Source organism: Candidatus Tisiphia endosymbiont of Myopa tessellatipennis (genome assembly GCF_964031105.1).
GTDB lineage: Bacteria > Pseudomonadota > Alphaproteobacteria > Rickettsiales > Rickettsiaceae > Tisiphia.
On sequence record NZ_OZ035005.1, the window covers coordinates 194,344 to 212,302 of the forward strand.

The 17,959-nt window shown below is 32.8% G+C and carries 14 protein-coding genes; 4 read left to right on the forward strand and 10 right to left on the reverse strand.

Annotated features, from left to right (window positions below; genetic code table 11):
* The 5 genes from AAHN03_RS00995 to AAHN03_RS01015 all read right to left on the reverse strand — a co-directional run bounded on the left by AAHN03_RS00995 (position 1) and on the right by AAHN03_RS01015 (position 5,206).
* Positions 1 to 795 (reverse strand): cell division protein FtsQ/DivIB, encoded by a 795-nt coding sequence (locus tag AAHN03_RS00995; RefSeq protein ID WP_342278811.1) that lies wholly within the window; start codon positions 793 to 795, stop codon positions 1 to 3.
* Positions 792 to 1,754, reverse strand: coding sequence for a D-alanine--D-alanine ligase (locus AAHN03_RS01000; protein ID WP_342278812.1), 963 nt, complete (start codon positions 1,752 to 1,754; stop codon positions 792 to 794). The genes AAHN03_RS00995 and AAHN03_RS01000 overlap by 4 nt, the downstream gene beginning before the upstream one ends.
* Positions 1,747 to 2,634, reverse strand: a complete 888-nt coding sequence (gene murB / locus AAHN03_RS01005) for a UDP-N-acetylmuramate dehydrogenase (RefSeq protein ID WP_410521338.1) — start codon at positions 2,632 to 2,634, stop codon at positions 1,747 to 1,749. Before murB ends, AAHN03_RS01000 begins: the two co-directional genes overlap by 8 nt.
* Before the next feature lie 297 nt (positions 2,635 to 2,931).
* Positions 2,932 to 4,398, reverse strand: a complete 1,467-nt coding sequence (gene murC / locus AAHN03_RS01010; RefSeq protein ID WP_342278813.1) for a UDP-N-acetylmuramate--L-alanine ligase — start codon at positions 4,396 to 4,398, stop codon at positions 2,932 to 2,934.
* Between the two features lie 130 nt (positions 4,399 to 4,528).
* Positions 4,529 to 5,206, reverse strand: coding sequence for a hypothetical protein (locus tag AAHN03_RS01015; RefSeq protein WP_342278814.1), 678 nt, complete (start codon positions 5,204 to 5,206; stop codon positions 4,529 to 4,531).
* Between the two features lie 673 nt (positions 5,207 to 5,879).
* On the opposite strand from AAHN03_RS01015, the gene AAHN03_RS01020 reads away from it, so the two are divergent.
* Positions 5,880 to 7,502 carry a glycoside hydrolase TIM-barrel-like domain-containing protein gene (locus AAHN03_RS01020; protein WP_342278815.1) on the forward strand — a complete coding sequence of 541 codons (1,623 nt, stop codon included), beginning with the start codon at positions 5,880 to 5,882 and terminating at the stop codon, positions 7,500 to 7,502.
* A gap of 62 nt (positions 7,503 to 7,564) precedes the next feature.
* Positions 7,565 to 8,695, forward strand: a complete 1,131-nt coding sequence (locus AAHN03_RS01025; RefSeq protein ID WP_342278816.1) for a glycoside hydrolase TIM-barrel-like domain-containing protein — start codon at positions 7,565 to 7,567, stop codon at positions 8,693 to 8,695.
* Between the two features lie 360 nt (positions 8,696 to 9,055).
* Here AAHN03_RS01025 and hpf read toward each other — a convergent pair whose 3' ends face one another.
* A complete protein-coding gene (gene hpf, locus AAHN03_RS01030) occupies positions 9,056 to 9,640 on the reverse strand; it encodes a ribosome hibernation-promoting factor, HPF/YfiA family (protein WP_342278817.1) in 585 nt (194 codons plus the stop codon).
* A gap of 486 nt (positions 9,641 to 10,126) precedes the next feature.
* Positions 10,127 to 10,486, reverse strand: coding sequence for a hypothetical protein (locus AAHN03_RS01035; RefSeq protein WP_341747969.1), 360 nt, complete (start codon positions 10,484 to 10,486; stop codon positions 10,127 to 10,129).
* A 638-nt stretch (positions 10,487 to 11,124) separates the two neighbouring features.
* On the opposite strand from AAHN03_RS01035, the gene def reads away from it, so the two are divergent.
* The gene (def, locus tag AAHN03_RS01040; RefSeq protein ID WP_342278818.1) at positions 11,125 to 11,652 is read left to right on the forward strand and encodes a peptide deformylase; all 528 of its coding nucleotides are present in this window, start codon (positions 11,125 to 11,127) and stop codon (positions 11,650 to 11,652) included.
* Positions 11,649 to 12,569, forward strand: coding sequence for a methionyl-tRNA formyltransferase (gene fmt, locus AAHN03_RS01045; RefSeq protein ID WP_342278819.1), 921 nt, complete (start codon positions 11,649 to 11,651; stop codon positions 12,567 to 12,569). Before def ends, fmt begins: the two co-directional genes overlap by 4 nt.
* Here the strand turns inward: fmt and ligA are convergent.
* The 3 genes from ligA to AAHN03_RS01060 all read right to left on the reverse strand — a co-directional run bounded on the left by ligA (position 12,558) and on the right by AAHN03_RS01060 (position 17,958).
* Positions 12,558 to 14,657: an NAD-dependent DNA ligase LigA gene (ligA, locus tag AAHN03_RS01050; RefSeq protein ID WP_342278820.1), complete on the reverse strand. Its 2,100-nt coding sequence runs from the start codon at positions 14,655 to 14,657 to the stop codon at positions 12,558 to 12,560. The two genes, fmt and ligA, sit on opposite strands and share 12 nt — an antisense overlap.
* A gap of 375 nt (positions 14,658 to 15,032) precedes the next feature.
* The gene (locus AAHN03_RS01055; RefSeq protein WP_342278821.1) at positions 15,033 to 16,016 is read right to left on the reverse strand and encodes a polyprenyl synthetase family protein; all 984 of its coding nucleotides are present in this window, start codon (positions 16,014 to 16,016) and stop codon (positions 15,033 to 15,035) included.
* 274 nt (positions 16,017 to 16,290) lie between these two features.
* On the reverse strand, positions 16,291 to 17,958 hold the full coding sequence (locus AAHN03_RS01060; protein WP_342278822.1) for a hypothetical protein: 1,668 nt from the start codon (positions 17,956 to 17,958) through the stop codon (positions 16,291 to 16,293).
* Position 17,959 lies beyond the last annotated feature (1 nt).

The window sequence follows — 17,959 nt, forward strand, 5'->3', positions numbered from 1 at the left end:
TTAATATTTTTCTATATAAACTTTAGTCGAATCTCGTAAATCTATAATTTTATAGTTCTGATTAAATAATATATTTTTCATATCCAATCCTGCAAGATAATCTAAAGCATGTTCAAACCTTAAGTCCGGCATTTTAACAGTAATACCTTGTTCTAGATTTAAATCCCAACGTCTTCCTCCATAACGTACAGAAGAGATAATTTTTTTAGCTAATTCAGGGTGTTTAGCTAAATCCTGAATTAATTTGCTAGTATAAATATTAGCATCCGATCCCACAACATGCAAAAGATTAGAGAAACTACCTATATTATTGGTAATTTTATATCCTTCTTGATCAATAAGAAAAACTTGCCCATTAATCTGCCAAATAGCAATGGGTATTCTCTCAATTAGTCTTATGTAAAGAGTATTAGGTAATCTTCTCTCAATAATTGAGACATTTTTAATCCAAGGATTGCGTCTTAAATTACTTTTTATTGAATCCAAATCTAAAGAAAAAATAGCTGTACCCTTATCGGCATTTAAAGTAGCCAATATATCTTCTTCCTGAGTATTATATTGCCCTTCTATTAAAACATTTTCAAGTCTAAAACCAATATCAGAAGTGAATTCGTAAACATATTGGGCAATTTCTTGTTTTACAGAACTAAAATAGTTGGTGAAGAAAAATAAAGAAAGAAAAACTACTAGGATAATTTTAATAAACAATACCACCCTAACATACACCACTCCAATCTTTCGTCGCAGCGGTATATTAGCTTTTTTTTTCTTATTAAACATCTTATTCTTTTTCATGGGTCAATGCTTGCTGTTTCTAAAATTCTTTCAACTAGCGAGCGGAAATCCATCCCCTGTAAGGCAGCTATTTCTGGTATAATCGATAAAGGGGTCATACCAGGATGAGTGTTAATTTCTAGAGCAAAAAATTCATTTGTGCTTTCATCCAAAATAAACTCTGCTCTAATTGCACCTCGGCAATGCATGATTTTATATATTCTTTCAGACTCTTCTAGTAACTTATTATACATATTCTGTGGTAATGGAGCTGGGCATAAATGCTGTGCTAACCCTTCTGTGTACTTAGTATCATAATCATAAAACCGCCGTTTTAGGAGTTTTATTTCCAATACCCCTAAGGCCTTGCCGTCTAAAACGGCAACCTGCATTTCTCTCCCCTTAATATATTCCTCAATCATTACCTCACCATAAGGAAAAGCATAATCAGCAAAGTTAAAATCATCCTCAACAAATATCACCTCAACACCAATACTTGATCCCTGTGTAATAGGTTTTATAACATACGGTCTTGGCATAGGGTCGTTGGTAATATTATCAGATTTATTAACTACAATATTCTTGGCTATCTTAATATCATTGGTAACAAACCATACTTTTGCATGTGTTTTACTAAATGCTAAAGAAGAAGCAAGAACGCCACTGTGAGTATAAGGAATCCGTAGGATATTTAGTAAGCCAGGAAGACAACCATCTTCACCATAAGTGCCATGTAAACAATTAAAAACTACATCAGGTTTTACCTGCAAAAGTACTGATGCAATATCTACTCCCATATCGATAAAAGTAACTTTATATCCACTATCTACCAAAGCTTTATTAACTGCAGAAGATGATACTAAAGAAATTTCTCGTTCAGCCGACATACCGCCACCTATTAGTGCCACGTGCTTTTTCCCTTTATTACTCAATATGGTAACCTTAGAATTCGCAATAAAGCTAGTATGATATTTATGCATATTTTCCTATTCGTTTAATCTCCCATTCTAGACTAATTCCACTATCTTCAAATACATTCTTTTTAACGAGATCACCTAGATCTTCTAAATCACGAGCAGAGCTATTACCATGATTTATCATAAAATTACAATGTAGTTGCGACATAGAAGCCCCACCAATTCTGTATCCTCTCATACCAGCCTTGTCAATTAGTTGCCATGCTTTATGATTTTCTAGATTAGCAAATGTACTGCCGCTCGTCCGTTCTTTAATCGGTTGGGTTGCTAGCCTATTTTTATTTATTTCATCCATTTTTGCTAGGATCATCTCTCGCTCCCCAATAGTTGCCTTAAAGATAGCCCTAGTTATAATCAAATCTTTTGGTAAATTATTACCACGATACTTAAAACCTATCTTTTCGTTAGGGATTAGGATAAAATTTCCTCTAGAATCTATTGCTTCAATTGCTATGATGATATCTTTAAACTCTGAACCATACGCCCCAGCGTTCATAACCACTCCACCACCTATAGTACCCGGTATACCAACCAAAAACTCAAACCCGGTAATTGCTTGACTTTGACAGAATTTTGCCAAATTATAGTTCAGGCAACCAGCTCCCACTGACAATTTGTTATCGCCTTGAAATCCTATATTAGTAAAATTTTGACCAAGTTTTACTACAACTCCATCTATACCACCATCTCTAATGATAATATTTGATCCAGCCCCTAAAACAGTTATTGGCCTCTGTTGTTGGTTTTGTGATACAAAATTTGCTAAATCTTGTACATCTAATGGTTTAAACAAGACTTCAGCTGGTCCACCAACTTTAAACCAAGTTAGATGACTTAAATTGTAATTATTTCTATATTCACCAACAGTCTTAGGTAATTCCATAATTATAAAATATCTCCCTTAATACCATAGTACTCTACATTTTTCTATAATCATCATAGCACATAGGTGTCAACTTAAGAGCGTAATGATTGAACATGTATAAGTAAATCAAACCTAAGCGTCATTGCGAGAAGCCGCTGCAAGCGGCGACGCGGCAATCTAAGATACGCGAAGCGTTACTCTAAAAAACAGCTTCGCTGTTTATCTGGATCGCCACGGCATCTAACGATGCCTCGCGATGACGGCTGTGTTTAATTTGTTTATACATGTTCAATCATTACGCTCTTAAGTTGGCGCCTATGCGTTCGAGCTTCGCGGCTCCTCGCAATGACGTTCTCGCGTAAATTGCTGATGCAAATCATTGGCCCAAGCAGAAATGCTCCCAGCACCCATCATTACTATTATATCATTTGGCATAGCTTCACTAATAATAATTTTAGCTATATCTTTGTGATCCTCGATAAAGGCTGCCATTGGATGAGATTTAGTATTGTTGATTTCATCCACTATACTTTTTCCTGTTATACCATCTATTGGCTGTTCACCACCAGCATATATATCCGTGATATACACCTGGTCAGCATCAACAAAACAAGTCAAAAAATCATCAAACAAATATTTAACCCTTGTGTACCTATGTGGTTGGAAGATTGCTATAATCTTACTATTTTGCTTGTTAGCAATGTTTCTTGCTGTAGCAAGTGTAGCTTTTACTTCCTCTGGATGGTGAGCATAATCATCAATTATGGTAGCACTGTTATATTCGGCTACCTTAGTAAATCTGCGTTTGATCCCTTTGAAACTATTAAATCCATTTTTAATGATTTTAATACCAAAATCAAGTTCCACAGCTATCGCTATAGCAGCAAGAGCATTAAGGATATTATGTCTCCCTGGGGTAGGTAAGGTAATTTGCTCTATAATTGTTACACCATTTACGTTAGGTAGGTTAATTCGCACATCAAAAGTCGATGATGTAATATCGAAATTCAAATTAAAGGCTTGTATGTGAGCATCATTTGAGTCTATGCCATAAGTTATAATTTTACGCTCAAAGATGCTACTTACTAAATTTCTAACAACTTTATGATCAATACAAGCAACTGCAAAGCCATAAAATGGTAAATTAGTTATAAAGCTCCTAAAAGCTTGAATTAAACTATCAAAATCATGGTAAAAATCTAGATGCTCAGGATCAATATTAGTTATTGCCGCAATCGTTGATGGCACACGAATAAAAGTTGCATCAGACTCATCGGCTTCAGCTATCAGATAATTCCCAGACCCAAGATAGGCATTAGTAGATTTACTATTAACAATACCACCATTAATTAAAGTCGGACAAAGCCCGGCAGCTTCAAATAAACAAGCAACAAGTGATGTTGTAGTAGTCTTGCCATGTGAGCCAGAAATTGCTACAGAGCATTTTAGCCTCATTAATTCAGCCAGCATTTCAGCCCGCCTAATTATTGGTATCTTTCTATGTAAGGCTTCCTGAATTTCAGGGTTATCTTTATTTATAGCTGATGATACTACTACATATGAAACATTAGTGACATTTTGTCCTTGATGACCAAGGAAAACCTTAATACCATTAGTTTCTAGTCTTTTGGTATTATAATTTTCTACTATATCAGAACCTTGTACTTTATATCCAAGATTATGGAGTATTTCGGCAATGCCACTCATACCGATTCCTCCGATACCTATAAAATGCATCGTATCAAGAGTTCCGTTTATTTTTTTTAATTCTAATAAAAACATTTTATATAATAATAGTTATAGTTGTTTATCTCTTGCATAATCAGTTTTTAACCAAAGGTCAAGCTTTTAAGAAAAAATATTTCGATTGATTTGAGTATACTCACTAACAATAATCACAGACCTCTGTGACCTAACCCATTAGCTGATCTATTTCAGGTTTTATTTGTGATTCCCAAGTTTTAGCAAGTGTGCAATCCGTAGGATCAATAAACAATACTTTTGTTTTTGCTGTAAATTCGTGATCTGCTGCCATAATTTCATAAGTCGCTCTCATTTTATTAGAATAATGATCGTACTCCTCTACAGTCATTTTTGCCTCCCAACTTTTACTATTACTACATTTAGCTATTATTTGTGATCTAGTAAAAGAATTAACACAAATAAATATTATATCAGGAAATTGTACGGTCTTATGAGTAGTTTGTACCTGATCTGTATAATGTCTTTTTAGCATCTCCCAACTAAATCCTTGATCTCCACAAACAGCACCTTGGTATCCAATTACTTCTGGAAACCCTCCTTTACAAAATATGTACTGATGATTTTCTAAAGCACTACTAATTAGATTATCATAGATATTACAGCTTGCAGTTATATATAATGCTCCACTTACTGTATTGTTAATTTTATCTTCTACTCTATCAAATTGAACAATTTTCTCTCCAAACTCAGTACTTTTTGGATCATCTACAATCGAGATAAGTTCTTCTTTAACGTTTCTTTTTTGCATAAGATAATCTACAGACATTTGTCTATATTCGTTTTTTCCAGCAAAACTCATACCACAAAACATTACGTATTTACTCATAGTTATACCTCCCTATTTATATTATTTTATTATAATAACATAAAATAATTAAACACTAAGTACCTTAGATAAATTTTTACAATTAATAAAGTAATAATCTTTCTAATTAACCTGAGCATCCGTAATGGAAGTCAATAAAAGTTGACAACTCTACATGATGATTCAATTACCCGGTGCTTTACAAAAAGGTCAAGTATGCGTATATATGTTCGTCTAGTAAGAGTTAATTACTATAATTAAATAATTTTGTAATATTTAGTTTGTATTAATTAACATTTATTAGATTATATCTTTAATTAATAATAATGAGCATAAATTTATGACTGATAGTCTTCCATCTAATAGCTACTTTAGTAAATCACCAAAAGTAGAGGATGATAATCTTACTGTTAATCCTGCTGTTAATCTTGATACAGTTTCTGATGATTCAGTTTCTCCCCCGCCCTTCTCCTTGCCTTATAGTGTTGCTAACTCAACGTTTTACACTTCCCTTGTCGATTTACAGGGACACACGAACGACCACAATAACGACCACAATTAGGGAATATAAAATTATAGAAACCCATTATGAAAACAAATATGACTATTGCTAAAAAAAATATCCACCCACACTTAGTGCAACTATATTACATGATATAATATCTTATATTAACTATAAATATAAGGTATTAATATGTTTGGTCAGATTTTAGGTAACATAGGAGGTAGCATTGGTGGTGTTTTTGGTGGCGGTATATTATCCACTATTGGGCGATTTGCCGGTAGGACACTCGGTGATTACTTAGAACATTTAAATTATGAACCTGAGGAGTATTACCATTTTAAAAATATTAGAGAAAGTTTTTCCTTATCAAAAGCTGTATATGGACATCCAATAACCTTAGTTTTTGGTACGGCAAGGGTCAATGGTAAAATAATTTGGGCAAGTCAAATTAAGGAAGTACAAGTTACCAGTGTTACACAACGAGGTTTATCAGCTACTGCCGAAACTGCTTCTATCCATAATGTAACGGAATGTGAATATTATTTATCCTTTGCAATTAGCTTATGTGAAGGCGAAATAGCTGAGATTGGTAGAGTATGGGTTAATGATCAGTTACTCAATCTTGAACAATATAAATTCAGGCTTTATTTAGGGTCAGAAGAGCAATTACCCGATCCTTTAATTGCTGCAACTGAAGCTCAAGGTCAAGCACCAGCATTTCGTGGATTAAGTTATGCTGTATTTGAAGACCTACCCTTAGCTGATTTTAATAATTCGATACCTAATTTCTCCTTTGAAGTAACTAGGAAGGCTAATATTCCCGGTGACGTTGAAGACGATAATAGCTCTATTGCGAAACTGTATATGAGAGAGGAATTCTTAGGAAAAACCAAGCAAAAAACCGGAGCATACTTTAGCGTATGTGAGGATTTTGAGCTTGATTTTGACAACAAAATTACCTCTCAGATACAGTTTCGGAGTGTAGAAGATTTAGTTGAGGCTGTTGACATAATCCCAGGATCTGGAGAATTTGTTTACGACACTATAGTACAATACAAAACTATACTAAACTCTTTAGGCGGTATCATTAGTAAAAAACCAATAAATTCAAATAATTACCGTAATATTGCTAATAGTCTTTATAGTCTAAATCAAATGAAAATTATATGCCCTAACATCAAATGGGTTGCACCAGTTGTATGTTGGTTTGGCGATAGTTTGGATATTGCAAGTTGTACTATTAAACCTGCTGTGGAATTTAATGATCCAAATACAGAATATTCAGAACAATGGCAAGTTGGGAAATATTTACGGGATACGGCAAGGCTAGTATCACGAGATGCAGATGATTTCCCTAAATATGGCGGCAGCGTCAATGATGCTAGCTTAATCCGTTACTTACAGGAACTAAAACGTAGGAATTTTAAAGTTATGTTTTATCCAATGTTTTTTTTGGATGTTTGGCAAAAGCCATGGCGTGGTCATTTAACAGGCTGCGTAAATTCAATAGTAGATTTTTTCAATAAAGATGAGGGTTATAATAATTTTATCCTACATTATGCTAAATTGGTTAAAGATCATATTGATGGTTTCGTAATCGGTTCTGAACTAATAGGTTTAACTAGTGTCAAGGATCAACATAATAATTTTCCCGCTGTTACCCAATTGATAAAATTAGCAAAATTAGTCAAAGAAATCGTGGGTAATAATGTACTTGTTACTTATGCAGCAGATTGGTCAGAGTATCATCACACACAAGATGGATGGTATAATTTAGACAAATTATTTGCCTCAGAATATATAGATTTGTAGGTATTGATGCCTACTTTCCTGTAACGAGAAGCATAAATTCAGGAATTTTACCAGAAGAAATCATGAAAGGCTGGCAATCAGGTGAAGGATATGATTACTTTATAGATGAAAATGGTGGCAGGCATCAGTTAGCTGCCGATTATGCTTGGAAGAATTTAAGACATTGGTGGGAGAATTATCATCGTAATCCTGATGGTGTTACAACAGAATGGCAACCAAGAATGAAAAAAATTTGGTTTACGGAATTTGGCTTTCCTTCCATTGATAAAGCAACTAATCAACCTAATATATTCTTTGATCCTTTATGTAGTGATGGTGGAGTACCGAGATATTCTACTGGCGAAGTTGATTTTTCTATTCAGCGTAAAGCTATCCGAAGTTTTATTGAATATTGGCAAACGCAAGAATATATCGAACAAATGTTTTTATGGACTTGGGATGCCAGACCTTACCCAGCTTGGCCACATAGTAATATTTGGCGAGATGGTAACTTATGGGCAAAAGGGCATTGGGTTAATAATAAATTTGGGGCTTGTAGTTTAGCGGCAATAATTCTCGAATTGTCTTATAAATGCGGTATTCCATTAAAGAACATCGATATATCAACTCTCGATGAAGCTGTAGAAGGGTTGGTATTAAATAAAGCTTTGTCTTGTATTGATGTTATTAACCTTTTGCGGATTATATATTTCTTTGATATCATAGCTTATCAGGAACAAATTAAGTTCACCAAACGTGGATATTCTACCCCTAGTCATATTAGTCCCAAAATATTGGTTAAACTATCAAGCAATAGTTATTTAGAACAAATAGAAATTTCTAAAACTAGCATTATTAGTAAACTAGCACTAAACTTTATCGACCGGTATGATGATTATAATAATAGCTTCTGCCAAATAAATAGTGAGAATCTTTCACATAGAGCTATTCCTAACTTAAAACTACCTATTATACTATCTTATCTTGAAGCTGAAAGATTAGGGCAGTTAATCCTAAAAAATGCCGCTACTGAAACTAAAATTTTAAGATTTATCATGCCAGCAAATTTTATCAAATATCAACCGGGGGATTTTATCATATTATATTATCGGAATTATCAATATCAGATTAGAATTATCTCCATGAGATTATTTCGCCTAACAGCTGAAATTCATGGAATTATTGATGAAGTTGAGAGTTATATATTCAAGTGAATAGCTGCTTATAGTACCCTTTTTTATATAACCACTATTAAAATGGCTGCTGTTCGTTATTGTGCATAGGCGTCAACTTAAGAGCGTAATGATTGAGCATGTATAAACAAATTAAACTCAGCCGTCATCGCGAGGCATCGTTAGATGCCGTGGCGATCTAGATAAACAGCGAAGCTGTTTTTTAGAGTAACGCTTCGCGTATCTTAGATTGCCGCGTCGCCGCTTGCAGCGGCTTCTTGCAATGACGTTTAGGTTTGATTTACTTATACATGCTCAATCGTTACGCTCTTAAGTTGACACATATGTGCCAAGACGACAAGGCAATTTTTGATTTTCATCGAGTATATAAACAGCAAAAATTTATTTGGAATCTATCCAAGATATATTCCCATCCCGACGATAATAAACTACATTCATGCGATTAGTATGACTATTTTGAAACATTAAAGCAGGAAGGTTCTCCATATCCATTTTCATCACTGCTCCACTTACTGATAGAGTTAATATTTCTACAGATTTTTCTGCTATAATTACAGGATTATCATATGCTGCCACATTATCTTCGTCTTCATGTTCATATTGATGGGGTGTTATAGTATATTTAACTGCTTTAGATGTTACTTCGGATATTTTAACTCTATCATGACGATCCTTGAGCTTAGATTTATACTTTCTAAGCTGCTTTTCAAGTCTAGCAAGAGCAATATCAAAAGCTGAATATATGTCATCTGAAGCAGCGTTACCTTTCAATATCATATGTCTGCCTGTACCATCATTCACTACAATATCACAAACCAGTTGGAATCCTTGTTTAGAGAAATGCACATTTGCACTAATTATTACATCGCAAAAATACTTTTCTGACACCTGCATAGTACGGTTTCTTACGTAGTCTTGCAAAGAATTCCCGATAGAAATATGTTGACCTGATACTGATATTTGCATAAAATCCCCTTTATATTTAGTTAAGTCAAATATTATATGTAATAATCAGATGCAGAGTCGTCTCAAATCTGATTGTTTCGATAATTTCACCGAATTTGGGATACTCAAATGATCCTACGAATTGGATTTGAAAATGAATAGTGAGCAGGCGTAGCGTACATATAGTATAGTTACGCATGCGAATCCATGATATTTTCAAAAAACAATTCGTAGGAGCAGAAGAGTATATAAGAATTAACAAATTCTTATCCCTAATTCGTACAACTACCTATCTATACAACTAATGTATAATCATGTGAATTTCAAGCCATTATTTTGAAATTTTTATAATGACTTGATAATTGCTTTAGATAAAATATAAGCTTATAACGCTTACTTCAAATTGTTTTTTTAAAGTATTTTTCAGTTAAAAAGCGATTCTTTGACCGTAATTTTACCTAAATTGTAACATTTTATAGCTAACTTAAATAAGGTTATAATTTTGTTCTAAATAATGTTTTTTTTGTTTTTACTATCTACTGAGTTTTGTTGTGATGACTTTCTAAGCCTAGATTTATTCTTATGTAGCTTTATAATTGCTTTGGTTACTCTTACTACAAAAGATGGCTCAATCCCACCTTCTAGACAAGTTTCTTTAAAAGATTCACTACCACCAAAAATCCATAATTTTGCTTCTTGTTCTAGCTTTTTTGCTGTGCGGAATTTTGATATATTGGTTGCATCAATAATTGCCTGAGTAATAATAGCTTTACGTAAGATAACATCAGGTGAATTAGTGTATGATTTAAGACGTTCAAATGGGGATTGGAATTTAATAACATTATATATATTTACTTTGTTAACCATAAATTTATTACTATATATTGATTTTAATTAAGTTCTGCGTGCAGAACCTAAGAAGTATAATGATTTTTATGCGTGTACTAATAGTTTCAGGGTAAAAAAGTGTAAATATTTTAAACTTTCTTAATAATTTAACCTGAATTCGATGCAACAAGTTAATACTAGGCTCAAGTAATCATCCCCATTAGGAGGATATCAGCCCTGCGTAGCTTACTATTACCCACATCTTTTTTTCGTTCGCTAGCAAATAGCTCACACTAGACTCATTGGTTATTTTGTGGTACAATATAAATGTTTTGGTATATTCGAATGATCCTACGAATTGGATTTGAAAATGAGGGACAAGCGAACTAGGTGTACATTTAGTACGTGAGCAGCGGAGTTCTTTAGACACCACAACTGTTGAAAGTTAAAAAACCGTCTATTAGCAAAGCTTGTTGTAAGGCTTAAACCGTCTATTAGCGAGCGAAAGTATGTGAACGCGGCAATCCATGAAGCTTGTCATATAATTGCTTCGTCGACCTACAGTCTCCTCGCTAATAGACGATTTTTTAACTTTCAACAGTTGTGCTTTAGACACGACGACCTTAATTCTTGAAATTCTACCTGAGTATATAAATAATTTATGGTTTTAAAGTACTATGTCTGTGTTACCTATTGTTACTGCTCCAGATTCAAGATTAAAACAAAAATCTTTACCAGTAAGTATAATCGATGATACTATAAGAAAGTTGATGGATAACATGGTTGAAACTATGTATCATGATCGTGGTGTGGGGTTAGCTGCCATTCAGATTGGAATAGCTAAACGTATATTGGTAGTTGATTTGCAGAATAATGATGATACAGAAAGACCAGTTGGTTTTTATCCATTATTTATCGCTGACCCGAAGATAATAGACAAATCTAAAGAATTAGTTGTGGCAGTAGAAGGGTGTTTATCTTTACCGGAGCAACAGGTCGAGGTAGCAAGGTCTGAGTCTATAACTATAAGATTCTTAGATTATAATAATATCCAGCAAGAATTAAAAGCTGATGGTTGGCTTGCTAGGGTTATTCAACATGAAATGGATCATTTAGATGGTAGGCTACTAATTGATTATTTAAGTGATATAAAAAAGGACGTAGCATTACGTAAATTAAAAAAGCTAAAAAATAATATTTTGTGAAAGTAATTTTTATGGGTACGCCAGAATTTGCTGTACCTACTCTTAAGAGTTTAATTAACAGCAAAGATCACCAAGTGGTTGCCGTATTCACTCAAGCTGCAAAATCTAAAGGAAGGGGACTAAATGAGGTAGCATCACCTATCCATAGTTTGGCATCAAAATATGATATTCCAACTTATACCCCTAAAACCTTGAGAACCGAAGAAATAACCAATTTAATTAATTCAATTGATGCAGATATAATAGTAGTAGTTGCTTATGGGTTTTTGATACCACAAGCTATCCTACAAGCCAAAAAATATGGATGTCTTAATATCCATCCCTCAAGTTTACCACGTCATAGGGGAGCGGCCCCATTGCAGCGTACTATTATAGAGGGAGACCCTGAAACTTCTGTATGCATAATGCAGATGGATGAGGACCTAGATACTGGTGATATTATATTGCAGCATTCGTTTTCACTCTCTCCTAGAATAACTTTACCAATTTTGCATGACCAATGTGCAGAAATAGGGGCTAATTTATTGGTTAAAACTTTAGATAATATTGATAACTTACCAAGGATTGTCCAAGATAAAGATGGAGTAACTTATGCTCATAAACTCAAGAAAGAAGAAGGAAAGATCGATTGGTATGAGACCGCTTACAAAATAGATTGTAGAATTCGCGGTATGAATCCATGGCCTGGAATATATTTTGAATATAGAGGTAAAGTTATAAAGATCCTAGAAGCGTATTATAATGATTTGGATGTTAAATTGCCGCCTGGTACTGTGGTTAATAATAGTGTCTTAGAGATAGCTTGTGGTAAGGGTACTTTGATTATCAAAAAATTACAGCAAGAAGGAAGAAAAGCTTTAAACGTTGAAGAATTTATACGTGGAGTACAAATCCCCCTAGGTACTTTATTGGATTGATGTGGGAGAATTAGTATATACTAACTCCAACCACTCGTCTTCATCAATAATTTTAATTCCAAGCTCCTTAGCTTTTCTGAGTTTACTACCGGCATCTCTACCCGCTACCACTAAAGCAGTAGCAGACGAAACACTACTACTTACTTTAGCTCCTAACTTCTCTGCCTGAGATTTTGCTTCTGCTCTTGAAAGAGTGAGTAGAGAACCGGTAAATACCACAACTTTGCCAGTTAATGCGGTTTTAAGGGTTTGACCACTATAGTCTTGAATTTCTAAAATTTTACTTAGCTGATGAATAATTTGTAGATTTTCTTTAATATCAAAGAAGTCGATAATATCCACCAAAATTTTATCTCCTATTCCTTCTAGATCATTTAACCTTTGGTACATAGGCTGATCACCCTTTAATAAAGATTCCATAGCTTCTATAAAATTACCATAATTCTGAAATTCTCGAGCAAGTAATTTGGCATTTTGTTCGCCAATATGCCTAATTCCTAAGGAATAAATGAATCTGTTTAAGGAAACATTTTTAGCTTTGTCGATGTTTGCGAATAAGTTTTCTACAGATCTTCGCCCCCATCCTATCATATTTTCAAGCTTGACTAAGCTTTTTTCATTATTATTTTGTAAATAAAAAATATCCACTGGATTTTTTATTAAAGACTCTTTCAGTAGAAATTCTATTTGCTTTTTTCCTAAACCGTCTATATCTAAAGCATTTTTAGAGGTAAAATGACAAATTCGTTCGTAATTCTGAGCAGGGCAATTTAACCCATTATCACAACGAATTATTATTGTCTCTTGATTATAATGTAAATGAGAACCACAAGATGGGCAAAGTTTTGGTATATCGATTTTTTGTGATTCACTAGAACGTCGAGTAAAATCTATGGCAATAATTTGAGGTATGACATCACCTGCCCTCTGCAAAAACACATAATCATTGATCCTTATATCTTTCCTTATGATTTCCTGATAATTATGTAATGTAGCTCTTGATACCCTAACTCCCCCAATAGAAAGCGGCTCTAACTCAGCAACAGGCGTTAATACACCTGTCCTACCTACTTGTAGAGTAATATTAATTAGTTTAGTTTGACCAACTATTGCAGGGAATTTATGAGCAATAGCAAATCTTGGACTTCTTGCAATAAACCCCATTCTTTGCTGCAAAGCAAAATCATTTAACTTATACACAACACCATCAATTTCATAAGGCAATTGATCTCTAGATGAATTCAAATATTCGTAGAAAAATTTCAGATCATCTTCAGAATACGCTAATTTTCCTATATTATTAACAATAAATCCTATATCTTTCAGTTTATGTAATAAAGCATCTTGAGAACCAGCTATTTTGCTACTACTACTTCCTACGGCATAAACAAAATATTGTAGAGGTCTACTTGCTGTAATGTTTGGATCTAACTGCCTTAATGATCCGGCAGCAGCATTACGTGGATTTGCAAACTTATCTTTCCCATATAATTCCTGTACTTGATTTAATAATAGGAAATCATTTTTATTAATATAGACCTCACCTCGTACTTCCAAAATTTCGGGGCTTGATACTATTGAATGAGGGAAATTCTTGATAGTCTTAATATTTTCAGTTATATCTTCTCCAATAAAACCATCACCTCTTGTCGCAGCAGTGGTGAGTATGCCATTCTTATAGGTAGCAGAAAAAGATAGACCGTCTATTTTAGGTTCGCAAAAGATAGGTTGAAAACTATCAAGACGTAAGAAATTCTTTATTCTATTTATAAATTCTGATACATCCTCATTATCAAATGCATTACTAAGAGAAAACATTGGATTTATATGTTTTACTTTAGAAAATTTCTCTGCAGCTAGGCTACCGATTTGTTTAGTTGGACTATTTGCCAGCACAAGATGAGGAAATTTTTTTTCAAGTTCAAGATTTAAATTAAATAATTGATCATATTCAGCATCAGAAATCAGAGGAGTATCTTCTTGGTGATATGCTTTATTATATTTTTCTATCTCACTTGCCAGTTGTTTTAGTAAGTTTTCTACCTCTGATTCAGAAAGATGTTCAATATTGGTTGGAATATTTTGCATATTAATCGTAAAAGTTTGAAGATCAGATTTAATTGTAACTAGGTATGACGTATGAGGTACGGTAATGTTGTATCGAACTCAGGTTAAATTATTATTATCGCATAAATCTTGGCAACATAACCTAATAACCTCAATTTCGGATTAATTTCATTAATCCGAAATTGGAATGAGAATGTAAACAATCAGGCTTAAAGCGGTTTGACGCCTGATTGTTAAATATTTCATTTGCTAATAATCTTATTTTTATACCAATAAAAATAAGATTATTAGCGATAATAGATTAAAATGCATTCGTAGAACCGCTTCAAGAATGCATTTTTCTGATATTCTAGCCAGTTTTGGATTAAAATTAAAAATTTTAATCCAAAACTGAGGTTAATAAGACCTATTTAACGTAAACTCAAGTAAAGAAGCTAAATGATCTTTATAAATATTCTGTATAGGGATTTGCTCCAATAAATTACTAGCCTCATTCTTAATGTTTGTTAGATGGTCGATAATTTGTTGCTTAATACCATGTTGTATCATCAAACTTCGTATTATCTCAAATTCACTCTCAGATCTATTATCCGCCTTAATCATTTTCTGAACTGTTAATTGCCCGGTATCATCAAGCTTCTTATATAAAAAGATTAGGGGTAGAGTTATTTTTCCTTCTAAAAAATCATCACCTATATTCTTGCCCATATCATGACTATTTCCTAAATAATCAAATAAATCATCAATAATTTGGAAAATATTTCCTAAATATCTACCAAATTTTTGTAAACTTTCACAAATCTCGTTAGATTGACTAGAAATAATTGCTCCTACTTCACAAGATACTCCAAATAACTCTGCCGTTTTAGCCATAATTATTTCATTATATTCTGTTTCGTCAATAATTCTCCGCTGATTCAATTTCACAAGCTGAGAAACTTCACCTTCTGATATAATTGCTGAAGCTCTTGATAAAGATTTCATAGCTTTAACAGATTTGGTATCTACCATTAGTTGAAATGATTGACTAAATAAAAAATCTCCAACTAGAATACTAGCCTTACTCCTCCAAACAACGTTAGCAGTAGGTTTGGATCTTCTCATTGTACTTTCATCTACTACATCGTCATGAAGTAAAGTTGCTGCATGAATAAATTCTACAGCCCCAGCAAGTTTTATATTATCTTCACCGACATAACCAAACATTTTACTAGTTAAAATTGTTAGTAATGGCCGTATTCTCTTTCCACCAAATTCCAATAAATATTTACCTACTACGCCAACTAGTGGTTCTTTGGCAGCTAAGTGGGTCAGAATAAGTTTATTTAAGCTAGACAGTTCTACTGCTAAATCTTTATGTATTATTTTTATAGTATCCAATTTACATCTCTAATGCTATTTTAACCTCAGTTCGATATAAGAATTAATAATTCTTATATCGATACTTGCTTTGTTATAAGGAAAAATGCACTCTTGAAGCGGCTGACGCGGGTGCATTTTAACTTTTTTCATCATTCAATATGTGATTTTAATTATTAAAATCACATATTGAATGGAGTATTATATTTTAACAATCAGGTGTAGAACCGCTTCAAACCTGATTATTTCTATATATAATACTGAATTCGATGTAACAAGTTACATCGAATTCAGGTTATTTTATGATTTCCTGCCAAACATCACTATCAACCTCCAAAAAAGGCTGGATCATTAATTGTTTTAACAATGAATGATGCTCATTAAAATCAGGTACTAGTTCTTGTATCCTTTTTGTTACATTATCACCAATATGTATTTTTTCCGAGGCTTTTTTGTATAATGCTAGATAATATAATGGCAAAAATTTATTAAAGTCTACGGAACCTATTTTGCCTTTTTCTATATTACTTGAATCTAATTTATACTCAAAACTTATGTCACCTGAGTTAGAATCAGGATGATCTGATATGGTTTTTAAAAAATACTTCGTACCTTCTTTGTATACAATACGACTATCTTCTGAGAATGTTTTAAACCTACCCAAGTTAAAGAAATAATTGGTTATAATATCCGTTGCCTTTAAATAATTATTGAAGACAACAAGTCCCTTAATATCAAATTTTCTAAATGCATCTAGCCTGCATTCGCTTGATAATCGAAATCCGGTATTATTAGAAAACAAACTAAGATTATTTATTTGAGCTCTCATTATATCTTGTTTTCTAGCAAGAAAATCTATATCTAAATCAAAAATATATTGATGATCCTCTAATTCAGTCAAGTTGAATTTATCTTTATTACTGTTAATATATTGTAATTCTTCTATTAAAGATGAACTATTAGGAAGTAGCGATATATATGACAATAAGTACTGTATAGAATTCAATATATTATCGGAAAATCCTAGCTTCAAATCAATTTTTGATTCAACCTTAAGATGACTATCATTGCTACCTTCTTCTACTTTACTTTGATACAATAAAGTAGTCAAGGATTCTTGAATACTACTTGAGAACTTGCTTGATATCATTTTTATTTCTAAATCTTTAGCAAACTCACTATATAAAGATTTATTAGTTTTTATATAAAACTTACCTTCAAAACTAAAAGGCATCGGCCAAGCAAATCTATATAATAAAAGACCAGCTGGTATTCTTCTGTTTATAATATTACTTTCTAATATTTTTGTTGAATAAGCGATATTTAATTTTTGTGGCACATTATTTTTAAAATCTTCTATATCAGTATAGTATTTATTCTTTTCTAGTGAAAATGAAATAATTGTATGATCTTCATCATATAGTTTTTGCCCGTCAACTAAATCAAAAATTTTTGTCTTGTCAGATGTTAATTCCAATTCTTTTATAAAATTTATAATTTCAAACGGATCTTTTTTTTGTATAAAAACCTTAAGTAACTTAAAGCTTAAAGGAATTTTTGCTATAAAAGAATAATTACCACTTTCGAATCTTGTACCAAATCCCAAATCAATAGGTTTATAGCGACCTGTTGCGTTACCAAAATAACTAACAAAGCAAGCCTGTTTCAGTAAATCATAACCTATATAAATCGGGGAATTAAATTCAATTATACTATTTTCTCCCTCTTCATGCCAACCAATTACTTGCAAGGCAATTTTAAACGGAAAACCATAGAGAGCAACTTTATTAAACTTAATGAAATATCTTTGTTCACTATCTATTGAATTAACAGCGATATAACGGTTACTATATTGCCCATTAATCTTATTAGCTACAGAAGTAACAATTACCAACCATGAGATGGTATAAATCAATAGGATTACAGCAATTATAACTGATATATATATTAACGTTTTTCGCATG